Origin of the sequence: Marinicella gelatinilytica (genome assembly GCF_026410405.1) — a bacterium.
Classification (GTDB): domain Bacteria; phylum Pseudomonadota; class Gammaproteobacteria; order Xanthomonadales; family Marinicellaceae; genus Marinicella; species Marinicella gelatinilytica.
In genome coordinates this window covers 212,921-239,554 of the sequence record NZ_JAPMLN010000001.1, presented here as the reverse complement: position 1 = coordinate 239,554, position 26,634 = coordinate 212,921, and the positions used below count along the sequence as shown (strand labels likewise).

The window sequence follows — 26,634 nt, the reverse complement described above, 5'->3', positions numbered from 1 at the left end:
GGCGAGTCTTCGAGCAAGGGAGATTGTACGCACAGTCTTCGCCTGAGTCAAATAAAAATTAATTTTATCGTTACAGTTGTCTTTACATATTTGAATAATTTGGACCACCACCGCCTTCCGGTGTTGTCCACACTATATTTTGAGAGGGGTCATTGATATCACAGGTTTTACAATGCACACAGTTTTGAAAGTTAATTCTGAACTTTTGTTCACCGGATTCTTCCACCACCTCAAAAACAGCCGCCGGACAATAGCGCTGCGATGGTTCGGCCCACTGCGGTAAATTAACTTGAATCGGAATATCCTGATCTTTAAGTTTAATATGACTTGGTTGATCTTCTTCATGATTGGTGCTGGATAAAAACACCGAAGAGAGGCGGTCAAAGGTAATCTCGCCATCCGGTTTTGGGTATTCAATCGGTGTGCTTTCAGCTGCCGGTTGATAACTGGCATAATCGGGTTGTTTTATTCGCCAGGTGAACGGCATATGACCGAGAAATATATTTTGATCAATGTAGGTGAAAGCCGCACCCCAGAATGTACCTAGTTTATTTAACGCAGGCTCAAAGTTTCTTGATTTTTGTAATTCGTGATAAATGCTTGAGCGTTTAATTTCTTCACCATAGGATGTGAGCTCTGAGTTAGGATTCGTAGTGAGTAGATGTTTGGCCAGTGATTCTGCGGCAATGAGCCCTGATTTTAAGGCGGTGTGGGTGCCTTTGATTTTAACAGGGTTTAAAAAACCGGCGTCACAACCAACCAATAAACCACCGGGGAACGTTAATTTCGGTAAAGATTGAAAACCGCCCTTATTGAGTGCTCTGGCACCGTAGGAAATGCGTTTGGCATTTTTGAGTAGTTGTTTAATGACCGGGTTAAGTTTCCATTGCTGAAAGGTTTCAAAAGGACTTAAATAGGGGTTTTTATAATTTAAGGCCACCACAAAACCCAAAGACACCAAGCCTGGAGCGGAGTGGTATAAAAACCCCCCGCCTTCAGTGTGATTGTCTAAAGGCCAACCCAGGGTATGAACCACTTCACCGGGTTTCGATAGACGCTCATCAATTTGCCAAATTTCTTTAAAGCCCAAGCCATAATGCTGGGGATCACAGTCCTTTTCTAAATCAAATTGTTGTTTAAGTTGTTTACCCAAAGAGCCGCGACAACCTTCGGCAAATATGGTTTGTTTGGCCAATAACTCATACCCCGGCTCAAAACTGTCTTTGGGTTGACCATCATGGCCAATGCCCATATCACCGGTAATAATGCCTTTTACGGCACCATCTTCGCCATAAATAAGTTCAGAAGCAGGGAAGCCCGGGAAAATATTAACACCTAAGTTTTCTGCTTGTTCGCCCAGCCAGCGGCATAACTGTCCCAATGAAATGATGTAATTACCATGGTTGCGCATGGGTTTTGGAATAAATAGACCGGGGATTTTTGTGGCTTTTTCAGCCCCCCGCAAATAGTAGAAGGTGTCGTCTTTAACTTCGGTTTTCACCGGAGCGCCCATATTTTTCCAATCCGGGAATAACTCGCTTAAGGCTTCGGTTTCAATCACCGCACCGGACATGATGTGGGCACCAATTTCAGAACCTTTTTCCACCAGTGCAATTTGCCAATCTTTTTTTTGTTCTTGTGACAATTGTGCCAGACGACAAGCCGTGGCTAATCCCGCAGGGCCACCGCCGACAATAACGACATCAAATTCCATCGATTCTCTATTCATATTCTATAACTCACAAATTTCATTAATTTAGAAAGGCCGGTCATCAGCACTTTGACAGGTTCGGGTAATTCAACACCGCCGGCAGCTTTGGCATCTTCACCATGTCTGATTTCATCCAGCTGCATTTGTTTTAAAATGGCTTCAGAACGCGGATCTTGCTCACCTATGTCGTCAAGGTGTTCCTGAAGGTGGTTTTCTACTTGTCGCTCTGTCTCAATCACAAAACCATAGCTCACAGCATCACCAAAAAAAGCCGCTAAACTGCCAATCGCAAAAGAATGTGCATACCACAGAACATTGGTCTTGCTGACTGTATCACCCAGCTCATCTAAACGCACCTGGCACCAGTTTAAATGATCATGTTCCTCAGCGACCGCTTGGCGAAGGTGGGCATGGGTTTTGGCATCTTTCGCCCATAAGGCTTGACCATTATAAAGTGCTTGAGCACAGACTTCACCGGTATGATTAATGCGCATTAAACCACCCACATGTTGTTTGTCTCGGGCACTTAACTCCGGCGCTTGAATCGCCTGTCCGGGATGCGCTTTTGTGGTGTCACTTTGGTGGTTAATCACTTTAAGAAAACGATCAAATTCAGTCATTAACCGATTTGTTAAGGTTTCTGCCATAGTTATCAATTGCGTTAAATACAGTCAAATTTTAACATTTTAACGGCGGTTTTTTGAGTTATTAAGTCATTGATTATTGAAATTATGAATAAAACCATTAAATTAAACCTTTTTCTTACAGGAACAGTTATGCGTAACCAACTCAATTCACTTTTAATGTTATCAGGCACACTTTTCTTTATGCCGGCCACAGCAGCCGATGAAGACACAGCCAATGGCCAATGGTCCGGTGCCGGGCAACTCGGGTTTTCGATGGCCTCTGGTAATTCTGACAATGAGAGCCTAACGGCAGGGTTAATGCTAGAACGGGAGTCGCAAAAATGGGTTAACAGCTTTAATCTTGATGTGGTGCGGGCTTCCAGTGATGGCGAAGAAACAGCTGAACGCTATACTTTAAGCTCTCGAAATGGTTATAAATTTGATGACAATGATTATATTTATAACAACACCCGCTATGATAAAGATAAGTTTTCAGGCTTTGATTACACCATTACCACATCCTTTGGTTGGGGGCATCAATTTATTGATTCGGAAAATTATAAATTCTCAACTGAAATTGGTGTTGGTTATAAAATTGAAGCTCTAGATGTCGATCGAACTGAAAACACCGGTGCTGTTGTTGTCGGAAAATTGAATTATATGCGGGCATTAACCGAAACCATGAAATTGAGCGAAGTGTTACTGATTGAATCCGGTGAGGACAACACGTTTATGCAAAATGATTTGGGCTTGAAATTCAAAGTGAATGGCCAGTTTTCGGTTAAGTTGGCCCATCAATACCGATATAACACGGATGTTGCACCCGGTAAAAAATCCTATGATTCTTTGGTATCCGCTAATTTGGTTTACGACTTTTAAAGCGCAATTACTTGAAAATTTACACAGAAAAACCCGGCCACTGGCCGGGTTTTTACATGATTAATTGAGTGTTATTTCCGCAAATTTACGTTTACCAACCTGAAATACACCTTGGGTTCCGGCACTAAACATCTGTTTAGGATCTTCAATTTTTTCACCATTTAATTTGACAGCGCCTTGTTTAACCATGCGAATGGCCTCTGATGTGCTTGGACATAGATCCGCATTTTTAAGAATATGTGCGATACCCATTTCCCCGGACTCGGTGGTTAAGTTCAGGGTAGGGATGTCATCAGGAATAGCACCCTTCTGAAATTGAGCTTTAAAACTGGCTAACGCATTTTTTGCCGCTTCATCATTATGAAAACGTGCAATAATTTCTAATGCCAGCTCAAATTTTGCATCACGCGGATTTTTACCGGCTGCAACTTCTGTTTTGAGTTGATCCAGCGCTTGATTACTTTTAAAACTCAGCAAATCAAAATAACGCCACATGAGTTCGTCTGAAATCGACATAATTTTACCGAACATCACCTCAGGCTTTTCATCAATGCCAATATAGTTACCCAATGATTTAGACATTTTTTGCACTCCATCTAAACCTTCTAATAAAGGCACAGTAATCACCACTTGAGGGTCCTGACCGATTTGTGCCTGTAAGTGTCTGCCCACCAATAAGTTAAATTTTTGGTCAGTGCCACCTAATTCCACATCTGCTTCGAGCGCCACAGAGTCATAACCTTGCACCAATGGATACATAAATTCATGAATGGCGATGGACTGGCCTGATTTATAACGCTTATTGAAATCATCTCTTTCCAGCATTCTGGCGACATTATATTGTGCAGATAACTCAATCATATCGGCAGCACTCATGTCTTTAAACCACTGTGAATTAAAGGCAATGGTGGTTTTGTCCTGATCAAGAATCTTATAAATTTGCTGCTGATAGGTTTTGGCATTGTCCAATACCTGTTCCCGGGTGAGGGGTTTACGGGTGGCACTTTTACCACTGGGGTCACCAATCATACCTGTAAAATCACCGATTAGAAAAATGACCTCATGCCCCAAATCCTGAAACTGGCGCATTTTATTAATTAAAACCGTGTGTCCAATGTGCAAATCAGGTGCTGTTGGGTCAAATCCTGCTTTAACTTTAAGTCGCTTCCCGGATGATAGCTTCTTTTTTAGTTCATCAAGTTTAATGACTTCTTCTGTACCGCGACAAATTAAATCTAAGGTGTCTTGAATGGACATGATTAATAAGTTCGTTAAAAAGGGGTTAATTCTACAAAAACACAGCGAAAATGAGAACCTTAATTAAGGTAATGAGCCAAAAAATAACATATAATCCCGATTGAACGTCAACACATCGGAGAATTGGTTATTAAAGCCCAGGCCATTCCTAACAAATCAAACACGCCTACTATCAAGTCGCGTTTGAACAATCTATCACTGTTATCAAAACTCACCCGTAAAAAGTCTCTTTTTATGGCGATGATGGTGGTGTTCGTATTACTTGCCATTGCTGATATATTATCCGTGGGTGCCGACGCTCACGTAGACAGCCGACCGGTCTATAACGATTTACCGATTCCTGTCACGCCTTTGATGAGCTTTTCTGAGAATGGTTTAATTGGTAGTGAGCAGTTCAAACACATTAGTCGTGAAGTCAAAAAAGGCGAAACCTTATCTGGTATTTTTACAGAAGTGGGTTTATCTCAGTCTTTATTGCTAGAAATAGCGCATTTTAATGAAGATAGTCGCTTATTAACGAAAGTCATGCCGGGCAATACGATTGATTTTAAGCTTAATCACAGCGGTGAATTGACACGCTTGGCCTATCAAGTGTCTGAGTTTAAAACCTTATTCATTCATTATGACATGGGTCAGATTTCCACCGAAATAATCACCCAAGATCAGCAAGTTCGCTTGGTTAGTACTCAAGGCGTTATCAATCACTCGGTTTTTTCTGCCGGAAAAAAAGCCGGTTTAAGTGACAAAATGATTATGGATTTAGCCAATATTTTTAGTTGGGACATTGACTTTGTCTTGGAAATTAGAGCCGGCGATCAGTTTAGTTTGATTTATGAAAAAGTATATAAAGAAGGTGAGTTTTTAACGGATGGCCGTATATTGGCGGCCAGTTTCACTAACCAAGATCGTCACTTTGAAGCCGTGTTATATGATGATGGCGAAAATGATCCTCAATATTACGCACCCAATGGTCGTAGTATGAAGAAAGCATTTTTACGTGCACCACTTAATTTTTCATATATCAGTTCAAACTTCAACCCCAAAAGACTTCATCCGGTCACAAAACGTGTTAAAGCTCACCGGGGCATTGATTACAGTGCGCCCACAGGTACGCCTGTTTATGCCGCAGGTGCCGGCAAAGTCATTCGCTCGGCTTACAATAAATACAACGGTCATCATGTATTTATTCAGCATCCCAACGGTATTGTGACAAAATACCTCCATTTCACTAAGCGAGCCGTCAAGCAAGGACAGCGCGTGAAGCAAAAACAAACCATCGGTTATGTTGGTGCAACCGGTTTAGCCACCGGACCGCATTTACATTATGAATTTATCTACAACGGTGTTCACCGCAATCCAAGAACGGTTGATTTACCCAAAGCAGAACCATTGGCTAAAAATAAAATGGCTGATTTTCAAGATTATGCCAGACCGATTTTGGGTCAATTACATAACATTAATAACGGTTTAATTGCGCATATAGAGTGAAAACCATCGGGGTTATGTCCGGCACCTCAGCCGATGGCATTGATTTGGCTTTGATTGAAGATAAGCCATTGACTTTGCTTAGCAGTGATTACATTCCTTTTAAAAAAGACCTTCAGTCGAGGGTATTGGCTGTTATTCAAGGCGAGGCTTTAAGCGCCTGTGACATGGCACGTTTAGATGCTGATTTAGGACAGGCTTACAGCGACGCCATTAACCATTTCGTAGAGAAACATCAACTCGATCGAACAATTATCCAAGCAATTGGTTTACACGGTCAGACAGTGGCTCATTTGCCTGATGGCTCGGTCAACAACAGCATACAATTGGGTCATCCGGCTTTAGTGGCATCACAAACAAATATCCCGGTAATCAGCGATTTTCGACGAACCGATATGGTTTATGGCGGACAGGGTGCGCCACTAGCACCGGCTTTACATCAGGCATTATTTAAGCAATCAAATCAAAATATTGGCGTGCTTAATTTAGGCGGTATTGCCAATCTAACACTTATTGGTGAGCAATTAATTGGTTTTGATGTGGGTCCTGCAAATTGTTTACTAGATGAGTGGTGCCAATTACACACCGGTCATGCCTATGATTATGAAGGACAATGGGCTAAAACCGGACAAGTAAATACGAACTTACTCCATGCCTTTCTTCAAGACCCGTATTTTCTCAAACAACCGCCGAAAAGCACCGGTCGTGAATATTTTAATCAGCGTTGGTTAAATGCTTATATTAGAGCCATGAAGGTGTTACCCGAGGATGTTCAACGAACGTTGCTCATTTTGGTGGCGGAATCAGTTAAACAAGCCATAACAGACAGTCAAATATCCTTGGATCAATTGATTGTGGTGGGTGGCGGCAGTCATAATGTACTGTTAATGGTCACCTTACAAGAAAAACTCGATTGCACGGTCATGACCAGTGAAGCCTTATCGATATCCCCCGATGACATAGAAGCCATGTTAATGGCGTGGCTGGCTGCTCGTCATTGCCGTGGACAAAAAACAAACTTAAAAACAGTTACCGGCTGTCAAAAACCTCATATTTATGGGATTCGCTATGGCGTAGGTTAATCTAAACTCACAACAATGGCTGTGATATTATCTGAGCCACCATTTTCCAACGCTTTAATAATCAATTGATCACACAGTTCTTTGGGTGATAAATTTTGACACAAAATGTGTTCAATATCATGATCTTCTACCTCTTCAGTCAGGCCGTCACTACACACCAAAAATTTGTCACCGGATTGTAAACTATCGGTAATTTCAGCAATCTTCATTTCGCTGTTATCCGTTACGCCCAAAGCTTGGGTTACTACATTTCTGTGCGGATGACTCCGCGCTTGTTCACTGGTAATGAGTTGCTGATCAACCAACTCTTGTACATAGGAGTGATCAGAGCTGATGGCAGTGAGCTTACCCGAACGTAAGCGATAAATACGCGAATCGCCTATCCAAGCACAATGACAATGCTGATTATCAAATTGAAGCAAGGCCACCGTGGTTCCCATGGGTAACTGACTTTCTTTTTCTAAGGAGCAGGCAATAATGGCGTCATTGGCTTCTTGAATGCTCTCAGAAAAGCTTTTGCCCTTCACAATACCGGCAATAATATAATCTCGCGCCAAAGCGCTGGCTATTTCACCATGGTCATGACCGCCCATACCATCAGCCACCAAGAACACATGATGCTCATTATCTATACCATAGGTGTCTTCATTGTGGCTGCGTTTTATGCCTTCGTGGCTGTTATGTGCCAACTGATAATTCATAGTTTTCCGGGTAACGGTTTTTTTTAAAGGATACAGTGTTGTAAAAACAACCACAATAACAAGTTAATTGAAGCGGGCAATTATACGCAAATTTGAGTTATTGCTCACAAAAAAACAATGTCTTTTAATTCTATAACGATAAATGGCGACATTTTCTGTCATTTAATTTTGCTCTTTTTGCTGTTGCCAGGCCATTAATTTACGAAAAATCATAATATTTTCAACGTAGGTTCTGGCCGTTTTACCATTTGCAGTACCATGTTTTAAAGTATGCCCAACTTCCGGTTGGTTCAGCTTGGGCAAGTAATTTTTTACATCTGACCACAAGTCAGGGTTTTTACCATGTCTTTGCGTAAGTATTCGCGCATCTTCTAAATGACCATAACCCATATTATAAGCAGCTAAAGCCAGCTTGGTGCGATCCGTATCACGAATACGTTTCGGTAATTTGTTTTTCATTTTCCTAAAATACTTAATGCCGCCACGCAAACTTTGTACCGGGTCAGTGCGGTCAGTGACCTTCATTTCTCTGGCAGTAAATCGGGTTAACATCATCAATCCTTTAACACCGGTAATGGATGTGGCATCCACATCCCAGTGGGATTCCTGGTAACTAATGGCCGCCAATAACATGGGATCAAAATCCATTTCTTCAGCCACTTCGTAAATCCAATGTTTCACCTCCGGCCATACCGACTGGAGCTTATTGAAAAAGGTCACAGTATTGGCCGTATCAATTTCAGGAATATAATTTAATAATTGCTTTTTAAAGGTTTCAAGTAGGCCATTTTGTTCACTTTTTACAATAAATTGATTAAGCTTTTGTAACAATTTATTGGCACGACTGATGTGAGTCATAAATGCCACTTTTTGATTGTTTGAGATTTGAACAGGGGTGTACAGACCCGGTATAAACTTTTGATAAATCGTGATGATTTCACTGTCGCCAATGGTGAAATCAATGTTTTTTGAATTAATTTCCCGGATTAATTCAAACAACGAATAGGTGTCACTAACCGTGATCCTTTTCTGTTGTTCAAGATTAAAATATGACAAGTAATTTAAGTAACTACTGCCGGCTAAAATATAGCCTTTGGCTTCCGTCAATTCTGATAAGTCTTCAATATCACGATAATCATAGTGAGTAACCAAAGACACGGACGTATTACTGATGGGCTGAGTGAACTTATAGTGTTTTAAACGTTGTTCAGTGACTGTTAAATGCCCACCAGCCACATCAATCTGGCCAATCGATAGGTCTTTCAACAAATTCGCATTGTTATCATAAATAACAACCTCTAACGTAAGATTATGCGCCTTACAAAAAGCAGCTAATATTTGATATTCATAGCCTGAAACTGATTGCGTGTCTTTAAAATAAGACAGTAAAGACACCTGGGTACCATATCGAAGTACTCCACGCTCTTTAATGTAGTCCCATTGACCTAGCTGAACCCACGGGCTGGTAACAAACCACCATATAATGGGAATCCAAATAAGCCTGAGATATTTTTTTCGGGGTATTATGTTTATGGCTAAAGTTTGTATCAATGATTTATCATAAAACCACGATAACAAATAAAAGTCAATATTCACACCCGTTTAAAAGAGCCCTTTTAATTCAACGTGAATCACTTTAAAAGTCCGGTTCATGTCATTTTACGATGCCGGATTGTTTATAATGGCTTTCTTTCAAAGTAAGGAGATTGTAATGAGCTTAATTAGCACCCCCATATCAGTCGGTGAACTGTTGGATAAAGTGACCATTTTAGAAATCAAAAAAGAAAAAATAAAAGATCCAGAAAAGTTAAAAAACGTTCGACACGAACTGTCGTTATTGACATCCATATGTGAACAAGAAAACATCTTAACCGATGAAGTAAAAACTCAGAAAGAGGCCTTAAAAAAAGTTAATTTAACGCTCTGGACGATTGAAGATGATATTCGAATTAAAGAAAAAAAATCTGAATTTGATGATGCTTTTATTCAGTTGGCACGCAGTGTTTATTTTCAAAATGACGACAGAGCAGCGATAAAAAAACAAATTAACCTTATCACCGGCTCAGAACTTATCGAAGAAAAATCTTATGAAGATTATCGTTAAATGGGAAAGCAGCCATGGTTGCGCACTAATAGGACGCATTAAATGAAAATTAACAGCAATTATTCTTGGTGTCCACTTGGGTATTGGTATAATAAAAAATGAGCATATAAAATAAAAAAAGGGGAATCTATCGTGAATGGACAAACGAAACGAACTGAACAAGACATCATTGTTTTAGGTTTGATAGGAATCTATATTGTTTTCGTCGGCTCAATAGGCGCATACCGAATGTGGCGAGAGGAATACGCCATGATGATTTTAGATTGGTCATTGGTGCTCGCCTCCATTGTTATATTTATTTATGCTTGGCGCGGTAGGAATATACGGTTATCTAGCTATTATGTTGCCGTTTTAGCCGTTATTGGTGTTGAACTAACAGTGGCGCTGAAAGGTATTGGTCAAATATTTTGGGCTTATCCGGCTGTGGCTTTAGTCTTTTATTTACTGCCGCCGAAACACGCCATTATTTTATGGACTGCCGGTTTAGTTCTGTTAGCTTTGCAAATCATGGATGCCAGTTTGATTGAGATCATTAACATCTCATCAACGTTAATTGTGACCAGTATGTTCTGTTTGTTGTTTGCGATGAAAATGACACAACAGAATGAAAACCTGCGAAAGATGGCACGTCAGGATATTATGACCAAGGTTCATAACCGCCGTGCCTTTTATGAGGATTTAAGGCGCCGTAAAGCCACCCATAAAAATCTAACCGCTATCTTTATTGATCTTGACAATTTTAAAAATGTGAATGATTGTCTGGGTCATGTTGAAGGTGATGCTGTTTTAACTGCCGCAACCAACTTAATTAATGACCTGTTAGACTGTAAACATCGCTTATATCGCATGGGTGGTGATGAATTTGTGGTGCTTGTAGATCAACTAAATTGGCATGATGTCTGCCAATTATCACAATCCATTCATCAGCAGTTTGCTGATAATCCACTGGCAAAAAAACATCAATTAACTTTGTCTATGGCAGTGGCAAGTCGTCAACCTAACGAGCCAATAAGTGATTGGTTAAATCGCTTAGATGCAGCCTTATATGACGCCAAGAAAAATGGTCGCAATCAAGTCATTTTTCTCACTGACTTAGGTTAGTTACACGATTATTGCCAAACATTCACACATCGATTAAATGATTAAAGCAAACTCAATTCAGATTTACTACAGTGCCCACATTGAAAATCTGGTTAATGCTCTGAATAAAAATATTTTAAATTATTACCAATCACATCAAGATCCGCTCAAACCGCTCAATGTCATTGTTCCAAACGGTCACATTCAAAAGTATTTAACCAAGCGTTTAACAGAAATTAATGGTATTTCTGCCAACATGGCGTTTCCATTTCTGGAAAGCGGACTATTCGAAGCCTTGGTATCTTTACTACCCGCTAATGAGACACAATTATTAACCATTGCTGACATGGAGTTGGCCATCTTGGCTTTTTTATGTGATGAGACTAATCAAAAAAATACTGACTTATCCCCCTTATTTAATTATTTAGAAACCAATCAAAACCCGCAGCTATTGGCGCAAAAAAGGTGGCAGCTATCACAACAACTGGCTTTGCTATTTATTGATTACGAACTATCACGACCGGAAATGATTCAAGCGTGGCTTTCACATAAAAGTTACTTTGAAAACAGTCACAACAATCGTCTTAATGAAATTGAGAAAGCACAAGCTATTTTATACAGAACATTATTAAGCAAAACAGACCATAAGGTCACCTTGAGTGGTTTGCTTCGACGCATTGATGTCATGCAACCAAACGATAAACAACCAGTGTTTCTTTTTGTACCATCACGGCTAAGTCCATTACACCGACAAACCATTTTGATATTGGCCCGCTATTACCCTTTACATATATACCACTTTAACGTTTGCCGAGAATTTTGGCTGGATATGGAAACCAATGAAGAATTAAATTGGCGTAACAAAATCCGAAAACTCAGTTTAACAGCCACTGATAAAGATGGTCGATTAATTAGCACAAGTAATGACCTAAATTCACAACAACTAACCGGAGAGTGCTTTTTTAACTTAGAGCAGGGTTTAGATGAATTTGAAAACCCTTTATTAAAAGCCTGGGGTAAACCCGGCCGTGAAACCTTACGCTTATTAAGCGATTTAGAAAATGATGCCATTCATGCCGGAATCAGTTATCAAGATGTACTGCTGGACGAAATACTTGATGTGCCAATACGAACACCATGTTCCACATTGAATGCCTTACAACAAGCAATTCTGAATCGCGTGCCAGGTAGCGATGATCGACAAAGCACACTCACAAACTCCATACTGGTGGCTTCAGCACCGTCGATTGAAGTAGAAGTCAACCAAGTCTATAACAGCATCTTGTATGAACTAAAACGAGACCCGGACCTTAAGCTAACTGATATTGTGATTTTGGTCACCGACATGAAAACATACCGCTATGTCATTGAACGTGTTTTTAATCGACTTAATCAACATGTGGTGAGTCCTTTGCGTTACAGCATCAGTGACTCCAGTGCCGGAGAAGAAAGTCTATATGCCCGTGCGGTAACGCAACTACTGAACATATTAGAAACTAATTTTATCCGTGATGAAGTATTTGTTTTGTTAAACAACCCCTGTGTAATGACCGCTTTAAACAGCCATCAGAATGAAGTGGATGCCTGGTTACAAACTGCGGTTGATTTAGGTGTTTTTCGTGGTTTTGAACAATTATATGATGGCCCGAATGAAGACATTAATCAGTTATATACCTGGCGTCAGGGTTTGCAACGATTACACCGCTCATTGGCACAATCAACAGTGGCTAATAATCCATTAAGCTCTGAACAAACGGGGCGTCTGTCAGTTGCCCTCACACAACTCAATGAATACAAATCTCAACTCAATCAATCGCACAGCGCATCACAATGGCAAAAAATCCTGCAAAGTATATTTGATACGTTTATTGCCGTCCCCGAAGACCACCCTCAAGAAGAGACGGTGGCGTTATCGGTGGCTCAATTTTTGCAAGAACTGGTGGACAATCAATCACAATTGATCTTAAGTTATGATGACATTAAACAAATTATGTTATCCAGAGTCAGCAAAATCAGTGCCGGACGTGGTCGTTACTTATCCGGCGGCGTTGTTTGTGCCGCATTACAACCAATGCGTCCCGTCCCATTTAAAGTCAGCTACATATTGGGATTAAACGAATCTCGATTTCCTGGGCAAATTCGCCAAAATACCTTAGATTTAGCCGCTTATTCACGCCGAATCGGTGACATTGATCAAGTGGATAATAATAAATACCTGTTTTTAGAAACTTTAATGAGCACTCAAGACAAACTGTTTTTATCTTTTGTTGGCCGTGATGAACAATCCGGCGATCAACTGGCACCCAGCGTTGTTGTCGATGATATTATGGCTTGGGTCACAAGATATACACCCAATGCGCTAAATCCTGTTCCGCTGTCATTGGCAAGTGCCGATAACTTTAAACAACAAGCACATAACAATCATTCATTTAACCAAAACCACCAATTTTTAGATTATTTGCTGTATCGCCGTCAGCATAATCCGAATGAATTTTTGAGTGAGGCTGAGTTATCACATTTGACAGACCACCAAAAATCCGAACTTAATCAATTTAACGATCTTTTTAAAGTAGGGCAGAGCAACGATTCTGAACCAATCAAGCCGATCTCAAATCAACGCATACCAGTCAATATCCAAGATTTAAGTGATTACTTAATAAACCCGACGGAGCACATTTTCAGGCAACAAGGTGGTATTTTACAGCGCATAGAAGACACTGAATTATTAAGCGATGAACCCATCACCATAAATCCTTTGGATAAACATAAGCTTTTTAATCAAGCGGTGGAATCCGACTTACAATTTCTGCCTGTTGATATTAAGTCTGAATCGTCTCAAGCCGATAACCTAAGTGGATTTTTGGATGATGAATATAATGGGTTTTTACGTCAAAGCAGGGTGCCTATCAAGTTATTTGCGGCTGTTGAACCCTTAAAAGACATGGCAGACAATGTAGAATACAAATCGCTTCGTTCGAATATACAAGATAAGACATTGATACCTTGGCGTGGCCATTTAATGATTGGTCAAACTTATAGTCAACAAGCGGTATTAAAAAAAATACCCGCTTATCAGCTCAATTCAACAGAGAACACATCTTTTGAATTGAGTTCTACCATCAGCCACTTGCTCAACAATCATAACCATCAAATCACCGGTAAAGTTATTACCCGTGCTGGGAAATACAACAAAAACAAAAGTCTTGAATTAATGATTAAGGCATTTTTAGAGTGGTGCATTATGTCACTTCATGATGACCTTGATGTGGCCGAGGATTATTGTGTTTGGTTAATATTTCAAGACAAGGTGATGACTTATGATTTACACCGCCATTTAGTGGATAACAAAATCATTAAAGATTACTTAGGCTATTTGAGCCAACTGTGTGTCGCCGCTAATAATGATTATGTGCCTTTAAAATTGCGCTCTGATTTAAGCGTAAAAATATCAAAAGACGAATCAGAATTAGCGCATAGATTGTACAACTTTAGCGATAAAATTTATTTTGCTTTTCAAGAGCTGCCATCACACGTAAGCGAACAATTACAACAAAATTACCAGCAAGCCGTCATGTCTGCCGGTGAAATACCTAAATCATTTGGTGGCACAAATACAATCCAATACGATGAAATCAAATCCATCTTACATTATCCACCCTCAAACAATATCCTGCATGACTATCGGATGCGATTTATGCTGTTTTTTGCAGTATTGGATCAAATCGATACCAGATCTTTATCATGAATGACTCTTTTCAAATGATTAAGTCCGCAGCCGATGTTGATTTAAATTACCATGCGGTGATAGAAGCCTCTGCCGGTACCGGGAAAACCTACACCATGGTGGAACTGGTGTTGCGATTGATGAGCGATGAAAAAACGGGTTTGCCACTGGACAAAATTTTACTCACCACATTTACCGAAAACGCTGCAAATGAATTAAAAACCCGTATTCGGGACGAACTTAAAAAAAGGCTGGCAACAAAAGGGTTACCAGATATCATTAAAAATCGCTTTAATAAAGCGGTACAAAGCATTGAATCTACTCCTATTTATACTATTCATGGTTTTTGTCAACGCATGGCCAGCGAGTTTGCTTTTGAATCTGGAGAAGTCTTCGATAAGGAGTTAATAGATGGTAACAGTGTTATTGAATCCCGCTTTCATGCGTTTTTACGGACTTGGCTGTCTAACGATACGATTCAATCGGCTTTTCAAGACTATTTAGGCGCAGATGAGCGCCATAGTTTAAGCCGCCTTAAATCGACAGTCTTACAATTAGCCGGCCAAATTAATCCTGATTTTGATCTGATTTATCCGACCGAACCAGAGCCATTGCCTTGTCTGGATAATTTTAAATTAATGGCTGAGCTTGAGGAACTTGAACAAGCGTATATGCAATTGTTGACCAACAAGGACGGAAAACCCAATGCTTATATGAAGAAAAACTGGTCCATACGCGTTCAGCCATTACTGCAAAATTTGGCCGACAATCATTTATCCAATAACGAAAAATATGATTATTTAAAGAACATCACAACACAGTTTTTGCAGAAGAAAACCCCATTTGAACATTTCTTTTTGAGTGCGCCCAATGCTTATATAGATGATAACTGGCAAACCAACAAACGTAAACACCCACTAATTTGTACGCAATTGGAACAAGCCTTTCATCTATTAAAGCACATACAAGCCATTCAACAATTTAAACAAGCGGCCATTATTAAACATTGTTTAGATTTTTTAGATGACGATGTTTCGCAACATTTAGCAACCCATGGACAAGTCACGTACGATCGCATTATCCGGCAATTATTTGATTCTTTAAAACGTGAGCAAGAGACGGGACAAACGTCATTAACACAAGCCATTCGTGGCAAGTTCACGGTCGCCATGATTGATGAATTTCAGGACACAGATCCTTATCAGTGGCATATCTTTAAATGGCTGTTTTTGACCAAAGACTCCAATCAACATCGATTATGGGTAATCGGTGACCCCAAACAATCCATTTATGGTTTTCGCGGCGCTGACGTCAGCACGTATTTCCAGGCACGTCAGCAGATGCAGGAATTCGGTGCCAAATGCTATCGACTAAATACCAATTATCGCACTATGGCTCCTCTTGTTAATGCCTTTAATCATTTTTTTAGTCAACAGCAAAACCCTGATAGTCCTTCTTATTGGTACCATGAAAACAGCATCAAAGTAGAAGCGGCAGATCGTCAAAACAAACCTGAATTACCTCAGCTTATACAAGACAATTCCGGCTTATCAGTATTTAACTACATACCACTGGATGGTGAGAATGATGCCGACTCCAGACGGGTAGAATTGGCCCGTCAGATTGCAGAAATCATTAAAAAACACCTAATTGGCCGTTTACAGTTTTTATTAAAAAAACAAGATAAGATACTGAATTATGATGATATTTGTATTTTAGTTCGCTCGAATCAAGACAGTGTAATAATCAAAAAGGCCTGTCAATCGATGCACATACCGGTCAGTATCCAGCGTAGTAAAGGGCTATATCGGCAACCAGAAGCTGTACAATTTGAAGTGATTCTCAGTGCTTTACACCAACCTCAAAACAACGGCCGGGTTCATAATGCCTTGAGCACCCTGTTTTTTAATTACGCTTACACGACACCTGAGCAATTATCACAAGCACAAATACAATCAATCAATCACCATTGGTTGCAATTATTACAATGGGCGAAGTTGGGCGAATGGGTCACTGTATTTGATTGGCTAATCGATGGCAGCGGCACACGATTACGCGCAGAAAAAGACAACGATAACCGACTATTGGCGAATCTCAAAAAAATTGCCAACACCTTATGTGATTACGCCTTACAACATAATGCCAATCGTGCCGAATTGTTGCGCTTTTATAAGAAATTAAGACTGACGGCTGAAGAACAGGACAAAGACAGCCAAAACCAAGACACTGACCAGCAAGCAGTTAAAGTCATGACCATGCATGCGGCTAAGGGCTTAGAGTTTCCGGTGGTTTTTATATTTGACGGCTTAACACCCCCCAGTAAAAATAAACCATACCACAAATTTTACGACTCAGATCACCAAGCAACTATTTATGACGTCAGTAAACAGTCATCATCGTTACAGGAGATGGCGTTTCATAATGAATTCAAACAACTGTATTACGTGGCGATGACACGGAGTATTTTTAAATTATTCATTCCTTATATAAATATTAAATCCAAAGGTATTTCTGAAGATTACAAGCAATTAATCATTGCCAATATAGATGCCTGTTGTGGTTTTTTACCGGTGGCTGATGAAAGCCGTCCCGCTAACACAGAGATGGCATCAAAACCGGGTCCGATGATTAAGCTTATTAAAGAAGCTGAACCACTGTATGTGAAATTTTCTCAGTCACCGGCGCGTTTATCTGCGCGCAGTTATTTTATTCATTCGTTTTCATCATTAAGTCAAAAAATGGTGAATTCTGTAATCACCGCTGATGAACACCGCTATGGAGAATCTAATAAAACTTCAGACGAGCCGATTAAAGAAACGCAAGTGGTAACGGAAGAACCATTAATCCCCGGCGGGGTAACCACCGGTCATGTGCTGCATGGCATTTTTGAACATGTTAATTTTAAACAAGTCATTTCACACCATGATTTATCTTCTTTGTGGGCTGATATCTTAATAATGGGCGTGGTGGATGCGCAAATGCAATTGTTCAAATTAAAAAACCAACTAATAAGTCAGCCCAATAATGAGCGTACCTCAGCTCTTGACTACCGCCAACAAATGGCTGCCTGGGTTTGGCACACGCTGAGGAAACCCTTAAAAATGTTAGATGACAAAAGTCTCGGAATGATTTCAGCCGCTAACAGACGCCATGAAATGTCTTTTCATTGGCGTCATCAGGAACAACAATTAACCGGTTATATTGATTTACTGTTTCGTATTAAGAACCAACAAGGTGGCGATGATTATTTTATTTTAGATTGGAAAAGTAATATTAATGCTGCTGGTTATTCTCCGGAGATACTGAAAGAAACAGTGATGCAACAACATCATTATGATCTGCAATACCATATTTACGCCGCGGCTGTTGATCAGTGGTTTCATCATTTAGCGCTGCCAAATGCCCGTTTAAAAGGCGCACTTTATATGTTCTCTCGAGGTATTAACTGCGAATCAAATGAGCAAGATGGTATTTTTTATCATGAATTCAGTGATTTAAATCAGCAAAATAACAACACAAAACAGCAGATTGTTGAACTGACAACAGGTTTAAAGTCATGAATCTATTTGAAATCAATCCTTCTTTTTTAGAAAAGCGACTTCCGAATCTTGACCTGGATTATGCCAAACTTGTCACCACACTTAATTTGGATTTGGCTCATTTGCAGTTAATCAGTGACTGTTATCAACACTGGCGAAAATTCGATTTATCTGAGGACTTCTGGCTTTATATGCTGCTATTGGTGGATGAAATTAATCGCGGATCTTCCTGTCTTGACCTGTCATCACACCGTTTTAGACAACATCAGAACTTGTTTAATTTGCCCGATTTTTCAGACTTAGAGATGGTGCTTTCTCAATTGACCTTAGCTGACAATCCGGTCATTATTCATCACCAAGATTATTTATATTTTGAAAAGTATTTTTATGCTGAGCAAACCCTATATCGTCAAATTGACGCTTTGATTAATAATTATCAAGGCAGCCACTATAACCAATCAGCCATTCAGGCCGTCCTCAAATCAGTGTTACAAACTTTAAGCTATCCATTGAATAAAGAGCAAATTCAAGCTGTTATCACTGGCTTAATTAAATCATTTAGTCTGGTCTCCGGTGGTCCGGGTACCGGTAAAACCACCATTGTGACTTCATTATTACGTTGTTTAAATCTTTTAGGTGTGTCTGTTCAGGATATGGCACTAGCTGCACCCACCGGACGAGCGGCTTATCGAATGACTGAATCATTACAGTTGGGGATAAACCAAGCGCTGACTAATCGCCAATCCAAGGCAGTTGATTTAGAACAGTTAGAAGCGCAAACCATCCATCGTTTGATTGGAAAAACCACCCGTTTCAATCAAAGTAATCGGTATCATGAAAACCACAAATTACCTTTTAAAGTAATTGTCATCGATGAAGTGTCAATGGTTGACTTACAACTTATGACCGAATTATTAGCTGCAGTGGACAGGGACTGTCGCTTAATTCTGGTGGGTGACCAATTCCAACTACCTTCAGTGGAATCCGGTGCGGTGTTGGCAGATTTAATGCCACCGGCAAACCGTTCACTGTCATTAAGTCCGCAGTTTGCGAAACTTATATCTGAACTGATGGCGCCTTATGTCAATTCAAAAAAAGATGTGATAAGTTCGACAGAAGATGAACATCAAGGATTATTGGTTGATAGTTGCACAGTATTAAAACAATCTCACCGCAGTATTGAAGCCATTCAAAACCTCAGTGAATGTGTTCGCGTAGGCGATGCAGCCGGTTTTTTCAGTCATCCGGACCTGATCACTTTTGAACATGATGGCGATACCGTGTTACAACGAGCACAAGGCGTCATCTGGTTATCATCTCAACAGGATACAAAAAACAGTGGACTGGACGTCATTTGGCGATGGTTTAACCACCACATTAATCTAAAACAATACAAACAGGTTTTAGCACAATGCCAGCATTTTAAAGACCAAGACATTAATCAGCACCGAAGCCACTTAGACAGCATTTTTCAGCACATTTATAATCAGCAAATTCTTACTCTGCTTAACCAAGGGGTTGCCGGACAGCAGATTATTAACCAATATATTTGTCAACAAATTAAACAGCAGTGGCACATTGATCTGACGCAAAACCATTTCCATGGTCAAGTAGTTATGATGCGTCATAATGATTATGATAAACAGTTATTTAATGGTGATGTTGGGGTGTTGTTAGACGCTGATGACGGTTGGCGAGCGGTGTTTCCAGGAACCACAGGTTATCGTTCATTTCTGTTGCCACTTTTATCTGAATTAGCCACCGCGTTTGCCATCACTGTTCACAAAAGCCAAGGCTCTGAGTATCAACATGTCTTAATGCCAATGCCTGGTGATATCAATAATCGTTTGTTAACCCGTGAGATTGTATATACCGGAATGACCCGAGCCAAATCATCGGTTGTTATCTATGGCACCCAAGCCATATTAAGTAAAGCCATTGAAAGTTACAGCGAACGGCATAGCGGTTTGCAATTCTGGTGATTGAAATTTACAATGCCGCGCTTGTTCAAACAATGGAGAGTACAATGCAAAAAGTAAGAGGAATCGGTGGGTTATTTTTTAAATGTAATAACCCGGAAAAGTTAGCCACCTGGTATAAGGATAACCTGGGTTTTGAATTAGAAGCGCCTTTTTGTGCATCTTTTAATCCTCAGCTAGCTCAACAAGCCGATAAAACAGTTTGGGGAGCATTTAAAAACGAATCTGAATACTTTGCGCCATCCAGACAACGTTTTATGTTTAATTTTATTGTTGATGATGTGCAAGCCATGTTAGACCAAGTCTGCCAAGCCGGTGCCCGACAAGTGGGGGATATTGAAACCGAAGACTACGGTGATTTTGGCTGGTTTATCGATCCTGAAGGTTTTAAAGTTGAACTGTGGTCACCGAAACAAATTAGTGCGCAATCATGAAATCCATCAAAGACATCCAAATACGTTTTATCGGTGCCGGCAACATGGCTGCCAGCTTAATCAGTGGTTTACTCAATAAAGGCCTTAATAACGGCCATATAAAAGCCACAAATCCTAATTATAACCAGCGCGAATACATTCGTAACCGCTTTAAAATCCAAGTGTTTGATGACAATAATGAACACTTTGGCTGGCCTGATGTGGTGGTTATGGCAGTCAAACCACAAGTGATGAAAACCGCATTAACTGAAATTCGTGACAACATTCATAATTCAACACCGGTGGTGGTGTCAGTGGCTGCCGGTATCACCACCCAACAAATGCAACAATGGTTACAACATCCCACAGCCATCGTACGTACCATGCCCAATACGCCGGCTGCCATCGGCCAGGGTGCCATTGGTATGTTTGCCAATGAACACGTCACAAAATCACAACGTTTAATGTGTGAACAAATGATGGATGCGGTTGGTACCTCTGTTTGGGTTACGAAAGAAACGGATATGGATATTGTCACTGCTTTATCGGGCAGTGGACCGGCTTATTTCTTCACCTTTATTAAAGCATTACAAGCCGCTGCTGAAGAACTTGGCTTATCTAAAGAAAATGCCACCTTATTAACGCAGCAAACAGCGATTGGTGCAGCCTTATTGGCTGAACGCAGTGACTTATCGATGCTTGAACTAATTGATCAAGTAACTTCACCACAAGGCACCACCCATGCGGCATTGACACAATTACGAGATTTGAATTTTGAGGACATTGTAAAGCAAGCGGTGATTGCAGCGACAAAACGCTCTGCAGAATTATCCTCTGACAGCAATTAACCACCGCATTCAGTCAATCCTTGGGGTTTCTGTCCCGGATGTTTTATAATGGTTGATTGGTTAAAATAATTGTTTGATATTTATGCAAAAAACGCCGCTTGCGTTTCAAGGTCCCGGTAATCGATTAAGTCAGTTATTCAGCGAAACTACGCTCTATAAAGCCTGTCAATTAATCATTGGTAATCAGGTTCATGACTGGCAAAAACCCGGTAGTACCGGTATCAGCCGCGCTCATGTTGACGGCCATGCTGTTAAACTCGCATGGCCAATCCAAGACCATAGTAATAATGCAAAAGGCCAATGCGATTGTGGTAGCAGCTCACATTGTGAGCATGTCGCAGCTTTGGCTTTGCTAAACCGCAGCCGCTTGAGCCGAATTCAGCCGTTTACCCATCAGATTAAAGCGCTACAGAACATCAATCAAACCTTTATGGTCTGGATGCAAAAGCAAAGCCATGACCCTTTTCCGGCAATGGCCAGACACCGTGTGGTGTACTTATTGGATGAACATCCGGATAAAGACGCTTATGTCATCACCATCCACAAAGCTTACTTAAGTCAGGATGATCGCTACACCATTAAAGAATCCATTGACAACAGCTTGTTGTGGTTAAAAAATCGCCCTAAATTTGTGTCACTGGCTGATCAAAAAGTATTTTATATCATGCATGAATTGGGTCTCACACAAAGCCATACCATTAAACTAAACGCTGAACGTGATGATGAACTGCTTAAAGCCATTGTTGAGACCGGCCGTAGCTTTTGGCGGGCATGTTATCGCAATCCCATTCAACTGCAATATCAGCTTGAGCCGCAAATGGAACCACCGCGTCGATTAACCAGCGGTTTTGATTTTGTGTTGTCGGAAAATTCTGTAACACCGCATAAGCCGAAAGCCCTAAAAAACATCAAATTACCACAAGCACTGACCATCAAACCCAGAATACGCATCCACAGTGAACAAATTCAGTTTCCATGGCCACCACAAACACTGTATCAATTTGATTGGGCAGCGCTTGAGTTTTATGTGGGTGATAATGATTTTAGTTTTTCACTAAGCGATGTGCGTCATGGTCGGGTTAGCATCGACGCCGACCAGTTAACTGTAATTGCCGGATTTTGCTATTTATTAGATAAGCTTGACTCCGTGCATGCACATTTTGAATCACCCATCAGCAGTCGATTTGAAATCAATGACCGTTTTATAGCCAATGATTTTGTACGACTTGCCACCTTGCTAACCGCTTTGCATGGTTTGGGCTGGGATGTTGGCTTTGCCGATAGTTTCCGTTTAAATCGGCTTTCAGCCAAGGACTGGTACCTCAAAGTGGAGAAAAAAACAGCGGCAACGGAGAGTGCCCAATCTTATGGCTTAGAACTTGGTGTCGAAGTCGATGGGCAACAGGTTAATATCATGCCGTACTTAGTCAAAGCCATTAAGACAGGCCAATTTGAACAAGTCCAAAATGAATTGGTTTTACAGTTAGAATCGGATCAAATGGTTGGTCTGGATGCCGCAAAAGTGAAACAAATCATTGCCACCATGGGAGAGTTATACAGCGACAAACCACTGGATGAGCACAATCAAATTACGCTGCCGGAACAACAGCTTATGCAAGTGGCACGATTACAACAGAGTTGGCAGGAACAACTACCGACAAAAAAACAACAACAGGCCGATGATTCCAGCAATCGCCTCAAATGGATAGGTGATGACACCATTAAAGACAAAGTTAAACAACTTCAGCAAATCAAACAATTACCCGTCATTAAGCCGCCAGGCGGATTAAAAGCCACTTTACGCGATTATCAGGTGAACGGCTTTAGCTGGCTCTGTTTTTTACAGGAACATCAATTACACGGTTTATTGGCAGATGATATGGGCTTGGGTAAAACCATCCAGACCCTGGCTTTATTGTTACACCAAAAACAAAACAACAAACCACAAGCACCGTCCTTATTGGTGGCGCCCACCAGTTTATTGGGTAACTGGCAGGCTGAAGCCGAACGATTTACACCGGACCTCAAGGTGTTGATATTAAGTGGTGATAACCGCGATGATTTGTATAAAGTCTGGTCACACTACGATTTAGTGGTGACCAGTTACGGCATAATGAACCGTGATATGACGCGATTGACCCAACAACCGGTTCACTATCTTATTCTGGATGAAGCCCAGGCCATCAAGAACCGCAAAACCCAAACCGCCCAAGCCGCCAAAGCCATCCCTTCGAAACACCGTTTATGCTTAACCGGAACGCCGGTCGAAAACCATTTAGGTGAACTGTGGTCGATGTTTGATTTTTTGATGCCCGGTTTCTTAGGCAGTGAAAAATTATTCCAACAGGTCTATCAATGGCCCATTGAAAAAGAGCAGAATCAGGAACGGTTACAGGAGTTGCAACAACGCATGGCGCCCTTTATCTTGCGACGCACCAAGTCTCAAGTGGCTAAAGAGCTGCCTGATAAAAATGAAATCGTGAAAATGATTGATTTGAATGAGCGCCAGGCACACGTCTATGAAAGCATACGCTTGACCATGGTGGATGAAATCAAGCAAGCGTTTAAAGACCATCAGGGCAATCAAATCCTGATCGGTAATGCTTTACTCAGATTGCGCCAAGTGTGCTGTCACCCAAGTCTTGTGAAGTTGGCTTCCGTGGATAAAAGCGCCCCCTCGGCGAAACTTGATTGGCTGAAAACCGCCATTGCGAACTTAGTGGAAGAGGGCAGACGTATTTTGATTTTTTCTTCCTTTACCGGCATGTTGTCATTAATTGAAAAAGAATTAAAAAAATTAGGCATCGACTATCTTTCTCTAACCGGTAAAACCCTGGCCAAACAACGCACACAAGACATCAAACGTTTTCAGGCTGAAGAGGTTCCGGTGTATCTGATTAGCTTGAAAGCCGGTGGTGCCGGTATTAACCTGACCGCTGCCGATACCGTGATTCACTATGATCCCTGGTGGAATCCGGCCGCCGAACAACAAGCCAGTGACCGTGCCCATCGCATCGGTCAGGATAAACAAGTGTTTGTCTATAAACTCATAAGCCGCGGTACCGTGGAAGAAAAAATATACCAGATGCAGCAGAAAAAAAGTGAATTGGCTTCGCAATTGTTGACAGCCGACAGTAAAGGCTTAAAACTCAGTGAACATCAGTGGCAGGATTTACTTAAACCCATTTCGGCATGAAAAGAATTCTCCTAAAAACGTTTAAAGACATCATACTGTTGGTGTTATTTTTTGCCATATTCGTGGTGGTGGCGCGCCAGTTGTTTCCCTTACCCACTTTCCAACATCAGTCAGACAGCCAATCGTTGGCTGCGCCAACCCACAGCCCATGGTCAAAATATATCAACACCCAGGCAAAACAACACCCAAACTTAAGCGGCATTAAGCCCCTGGCCAGTGGTTTGGATGCGTTTATCATGCGATTATTACTGATCAAAAAGGCCGAGGTCAGTATCGATGCCCAGTATTACATTTGGCATCATGATTTAACCGGACTGTGGTTATTACAGGCCATTAAAGAAGCGGCAGATCGCGGTGTTCGGGTGCGCCTGCTGTTGGATGACAATGGCATCGGCGGTTTGGATGGTATTATTAACCAGTTAAGCCAACATGAATTGATTGATATTCGGCTCTATAACCCATTTGTGTTTCGGCGTTTTAAGTTAATTAATTTCACCTGGGATTTCTTTCGTCTCAATCACCGTATGCACAATAAAGCCATGATCATCGACGGCCTGGCCACCATTATCGGCGGCCGTAATATCGGTGATGAATATTTCAACACCGGCTTAAACCCTCACTACAATGATTTAGATGTATTAACCATAGGAAAAGTAACCGCGGATATTGCCGATAATTTTGATCTTTTTTACAACAGCACGCTGGCCATACCGGCCCAGCATATTATTAACCAAACTAAAGTGAATAAAGATTTGCTGGGACAGGCATTCACACCGCTTAAGCAATCGCAACAGTACCACACTTATCGACAAGCCATTATTAACAGTGAATTGGCTCAGGCCATTCCAAATCACGACCTTGTAACAACCTGGTCAGACGTTAAATTAATCAGTGACCATCCCAAAAAATCCTTAGGGATCAACAGAAAAGATGTCTTAATGGTGACCCGCTTAAGCAGCATTTTAGAATCACCGGAATCCAAAGTGGATATTGTCACGCCATACTTTGTTCCAGCCAAATCAGTGCATTTATTTGCGAACCTTGCTGCCCGTGGCGTTAAAGTCCGCATACTCACCAATTCCTTTGAAGCCAATGATGTTATACCGGTGCATGCCGGCTACGCCAAATACCGCAAACCCTTATTACAAGCCGGTATCGAACTCTATGAATTAAAAGCCAACCACGCCATCGAAGAAAACAAAGCCGATCTCGGGTTTTTGGGCTCATCAGGCGCCAGCTTACACGCCAAAACCTTCGCTGTGGATGATCATTTGGTTTTTATCGGTTCTTTTAATTTCGACCCCCGTTCCGCCCGCCTTAATACCGAAATGGGCGTTGTCATCGACAACCCGCAATTGGCCCGGGATATACACCAACACTTTCAAAAAGACCTTCACCGCCAAGCCTACAAATTACAGCTTGACGAAACAGGCCATATAACCTGGCTCGAATACCAAAGCCCCGGGCACACTGTCGAACACCATAAAGACCCGAACAGCACCGCCTTGCAGCGTATGATGCTAACCCTTATCGGCTGGCTACCGATTCAGAAATTGTTATAAAATTTTCAACATGAATTTCCATAACACTCAGAATGTCTAATAATTTTGCCGAACAGTGTGTCCGCCATATGCTGGCTCAATACCGCAATGAATCGGCTGATTTTGATTTTATCCGTGAACTCGAACAAGCAACCGATATGGTCTTTTTAGCCAATACTACAGACACTGAATCCCTGTGCTACGCCCACAACACAAACCTGCGCGCAGAATACAAAACCACTTTCACCACCGTCGATTTATGGAATTACATCAACAATAAACCAATCCCTAAAAGCCCTGACATCAACGCTCACCTAAAAACCATCCTCCCCAAAACAAAACAGCAATTCTGGAAAATCACCCAACAAAACCAACAATAACCAAAAACAGGACAGTCACCTATTCATCCCATAAAAGAATAGACAGACACTATAGTAATCAAATAATTTAATGTTTTTAACGCATTGTC

The 26,634-nt window shown here is 41.0% G+C and carries 18 protein-coding genes; 13 read left to right on the top strand and 5 right to left on the bottom strand.

Annotated features, from left to right (window positions below; all coding sequences use genetic code 11):
• Positions 1-82: 82 nt before the first annotated feature.
• Together OS173_RS00900 and coq7 are read right to left on the bottom strand one after the other, a co-directional pair.
• Complete coding sequence (locus tag OS173_RS00900) at positions 83-1,729, bottom strand: electron transfer flavoprotein-ubiquinone oxidoreductase (protein ID WP_267182391.1); 1,647 nt, start codon at positions 1,727-1,729, stop codon at positions 83-85.
• Positions 1,726-2,358: a 2-polyprenyl-3-methyl-6-methoxy-1,4-benzoquinone monooxygenase gene (gene coq7 / locus OS173_RS00895; protein WP_267182390.1), complete on the bottom strand. Its 633-nt coding sequence runs from the start codon at positions 2,356-2,358 to the stop codon at positions 1,726-1,728. The genes OS173_RS00900 and coq7 overlap by 4 nt, the downstream gene beginning before the upstream one ends.
• Positions 2,359-2,487: 129 nt before the next feature.
• Here coq7 and OS173_RS00890 point away from each other — a divergent pair, with 129 nt between their 5' ends.
• Positions 2,488-3,216, top strand: coding sequence for a DUF481 domain-containing protein (locus OS173_RS00890; protein WP_267182389.1), 729 nt, complete (start codon positions 2,488-2,490; stop codon positions 3,214-3,216).
• A gap of 60 nt (positions 3,217-3,276) precedes the next feature.
• On the opposite strand, the gene tyrS is transcribed toward OS173_RS00890, so the two are convergent.
• A complete protein-coding gene (gene tyrS / locus OS173_RS00885; RefSeq protein WP_407659805.1) occupies positions 3,277-4,476 on the bottom strand; it encodes a tyrosine--tRNA ligase in 1,200 nt (399 codons plus the stop codon).
• 120 nt (positions 4,477-4,596) lie between these two features.
• Between tyrS and OS173_RS00880 the strand changes: the two genes are divergently transcribed.
• Complete coding sequence (locus OS173_RS00880) at positions 4,597-5,961, top strand: peptidoglycan DD-metalloendopeptidase family protein (RefSeq protein ID WP_267182387.1); 1,365 nt, start codon at positions 4,597-4,599, stop codon at positions 5,959-5,961.
• 14 nt (positions 5,962-5,975) lie between these two features.
• Positions 5,976-7,040, top strand: a complete 1,065-nt coding sequence (locus OS173_RS00875; protein ID WP_267182386.1) for an anhydro-N-acetylmuramic acid kinase — start codon at positions 5,976-5,978, stop codon at positions 7,038-7,040.
• On the opposite strand, the gene OS173_RS00870 is transcribed toward OS173_RS00875, so the two are convergent.
• Together OS173_RS00870 and mltF are read right to left on the bottom strand one after the other, a co-directional pair.
• The gene (locus OS173_RS00870) at positions 7,037-7,741 is read right to left on the bottom strand and encodes a PP2C family protein-serine/threonine phosphatase (RefSeq protein WP_267182385.1); all 705 of its coding nucleotides are present in this window, start codon (positions 7,739-7,741) and stop codon (positions 7,037-7,039) included. The genes OS173_RS00875 and OS173_RS00870 overlap by 4 nt on opposite strands.
• A gap of 162 nt (positions 7,742-7,903) precedes the next feature.
• Positions 7,904-9,337 carry a membrane-bound lytic murein transglycosylase MltF gene (gene mltF / locus OS173_RS00865; protein ID WP_267182384.1) on the bottom strand — a complete coding sequence of 478 codons (1,434 nt, stop codon included), beginning with the start codon at positions 9,335-9,337 and terminating at the stop codon, positions 7,904-7,906.
• 115 nt (positions 9,338-9,452) lie between these two features.
• On the opposite strand from mltF, the gene OS173_RS00860 reads away from it, so the two are divergent.
• The 10 genes from OS173_RS00860 (at position 9,453) to OS173_RS00815 (ending at position 26,545) form a co-directional block, all read left to right on the top strand.
• A complete protein-coding gene (locus tag OS173_RS00860; RefSeq protein ID WP_456085693.1) occupies positions 9,453-9,845 on the top strand; it encodes a DUF6165 family protein in 393 nt (130 codons plus the stop codon).
• A gap of 132 nt (positions 9,846-9,977) precedes the next feature.
• Positions 9,978-10,946, top strand: a complete 969-nt coding sequence (locus OS173_RS00855; protein ID WP_267182382.1) for a GGDEF domain-containing protein — start codon at positions 9,978-9,980, stop codon at positions 10,944-10,946.
• A gap of 37 nt (positions 10,947-10,983) precedes the next feature.
• Positions 10,984-14,670, top strand: coding sequence for an exodeoxyribonuclease V subunit gamma (locus OS173_RS00850; protein ID WP_267182381.1), 3,687 nt, complete (start codon positions 10,984-10,986; stop codon positions 14,668-14,670).
• Entirely contained in the window at positions 14,667-18,209 is a 3,543-nt protein-coding gene (locus tag OS173_RS00845; protein ID WP_267182380.1) for a UvrD-helicase domain-containing protein, read from the top strand. The genes OS173_RS00850 and OS173_RS00845 overlap by 4 nt, the downstream gene beginning before the upstream one ends.
• Entirely contained in the window at positions 18,206-20,170 is a 1,965-nt protein-coding gene (gene recD / locus OS173_RS00840) for an exodeoxyribonuclease V subunit alpha (RefSeq protein ID WP_267182379.1), read from the top strand. The genes OS173_RS00845 and recD overlap by 4 nt, the downstream gene beginning before the upstream one ends.
• Positions 20,171-20,214: 44 nt before the next feature.
• Positions 20,215-20,601, top strand: coding sequence for a VOC family protein (locus tag OS173_RS00835; protein ID WP_267182378.1), 387 nt, complete (start codon positions 20,215-20,217; stop codon positions 20,599-20,601).
• The gene (gene proC, locus OS173_RS00830; RefSeq protein WP_267182377.1) at positions 20,598-21,428 is read left to right on the top strand and encodes a pyrroline-5-carboxylate reductase; all 831 of its coding nucleotides are present in this window, start codon (positions 20,598-20,600) and stop codon (positions 21,426-21,428) included. Before OS173_RS00835 ends, proC begins: the two co-directional genes overlap by 4 nt.
• An 82-nt stretch (positions 21,429-21,510) precedes the next feature.
• On the top strand, positions 21,511-24,624 hold the full coding sequence (locus OS173_RS00825) for a DEAD/DEAH box helicase (RefSeq protein ID WP_267182376.1): 3,114 nt from the start codon (positions 21,511-21,513) through the stop codon (positions 24,622-24,624).
• Positions 24,621-26,186, top strand: a complete 1,566-nt coding sequence (locus OS173_RS00820) for a phospholipase D family protein (RefSeq protein ID WP_267182375.1) — start codon at positions 24,621-24,623, stop codon at positions 26,184-26,186. Before OS173_RS00825 ends, OS173_RS00820 begins: the two co-directional genes overlap by 4 nt.
• Before the next feature lie 32 nt (positions 26,187-26,218).
• Entirely contained in the window at positions 26,219-26,545 is a 327-nt protein-coding gene (locus OS173_RS00815) for a hypothetical protein (protein ID WP_267182374.1), read from the top strand.
• Positions 26,546-26,634: the final 89 nt, after the last annotated feature.

Bases quoted from the DNA above. Each gene is read 5' to 3' on its own strand.
- OS173_RS00860 (WP_456085693.1), top strand. From the start codon at position 9,453: ATGAGCTTAATTAGCACCCCCATATCAGTCGGTGAACTGTTGGATAAA.
- proC (WP_267182377.1), top strand. From the start codon at position 20,598: ATGAAATCCATCAAAGACATCCAAATACGTTTTATCGGTGCCGGCAAC.
- OS173_RS00890 (WP_267182389.1), top strand. From the start codon at position 2,488: ATGCGTAACCAACTCAATTCACTTTTAATGTTATCAGGCACACTTTTC.
- OS173_RS00825 (WP_267182376.1), top strand. From the start codon at position 21,511: ATGCAAAAAACGCCGCTTGCGTTTCAAGGTCCCGGTAATCGATTAAGT.
- coq7 (WP_267182390.1), bottom strand. From the start codon at position 2,358: ATGGCAGAAACCTTAACAAATCGGTTAATGACTGAATTTGATCGTTTT.
- OS173_RS00870 (WP_267182385.1), bottom strand. From the start codon at position 7,741: ATGAATTATCAGTTGGCACATAACAGCCACGAAGGCATAAAACGCAGC.
- OS173_RS00845 (WP_267182380.1), top strand. From the start codon at position 14,667: ATGAATGACTCTTTTCAAATGATTAAGTCCGCAGCCGATGTTGATTTA.
- OS173_RS00820 (WP_267182375.1), top strand. From the start codon at position 24,621: ATGAAAAGAATTCTCCTAAAAACGTTTAAAGACATCATACTGTTGGTG.
- recD (WP_267182379.1), top strand. From the start codon at position 18,206: ATGAATCTATTTGAAATCAATCCTTCTTTTTTAGAAAAGCGACTTCCG.
- OS173_RS00875 (WP_267182386.1), top strand. From the start codon at position 5,976: ATGTCCGGCACCTCAGCCGATGGCATTGATTTGGCTTTGATTGAAGAT.
- OS173_RS00815 (WP_267182374.1), top strand. From the start codon at position 26,219: ATGTCTAATAATTTTGCCGAACAGTGTGTCCGCCATATGCTGGCTCAA.
- OS173_RS00850 (WP_267182381.1), top strand. From the start codon at position 10,984: ATGATTAAAGCAAACTCAATTCAGATTTACTACAGTGCCCACATTGAA.
- OS173_RS00900 (WP_267182391.1), bottom strand. From the start codon at position 1,729: ATGAATAGAGAATCGATGGAATTTGATGTCGTTATTGTCGGCGGTGGC.
- OS173_RS00835 (WP_267182378.1), top strand. From the start codon at position 20,215: ATGCAAAAAGTAAGAGGAATCGGTGGGTTATTTTTTAAATGTAATAAC.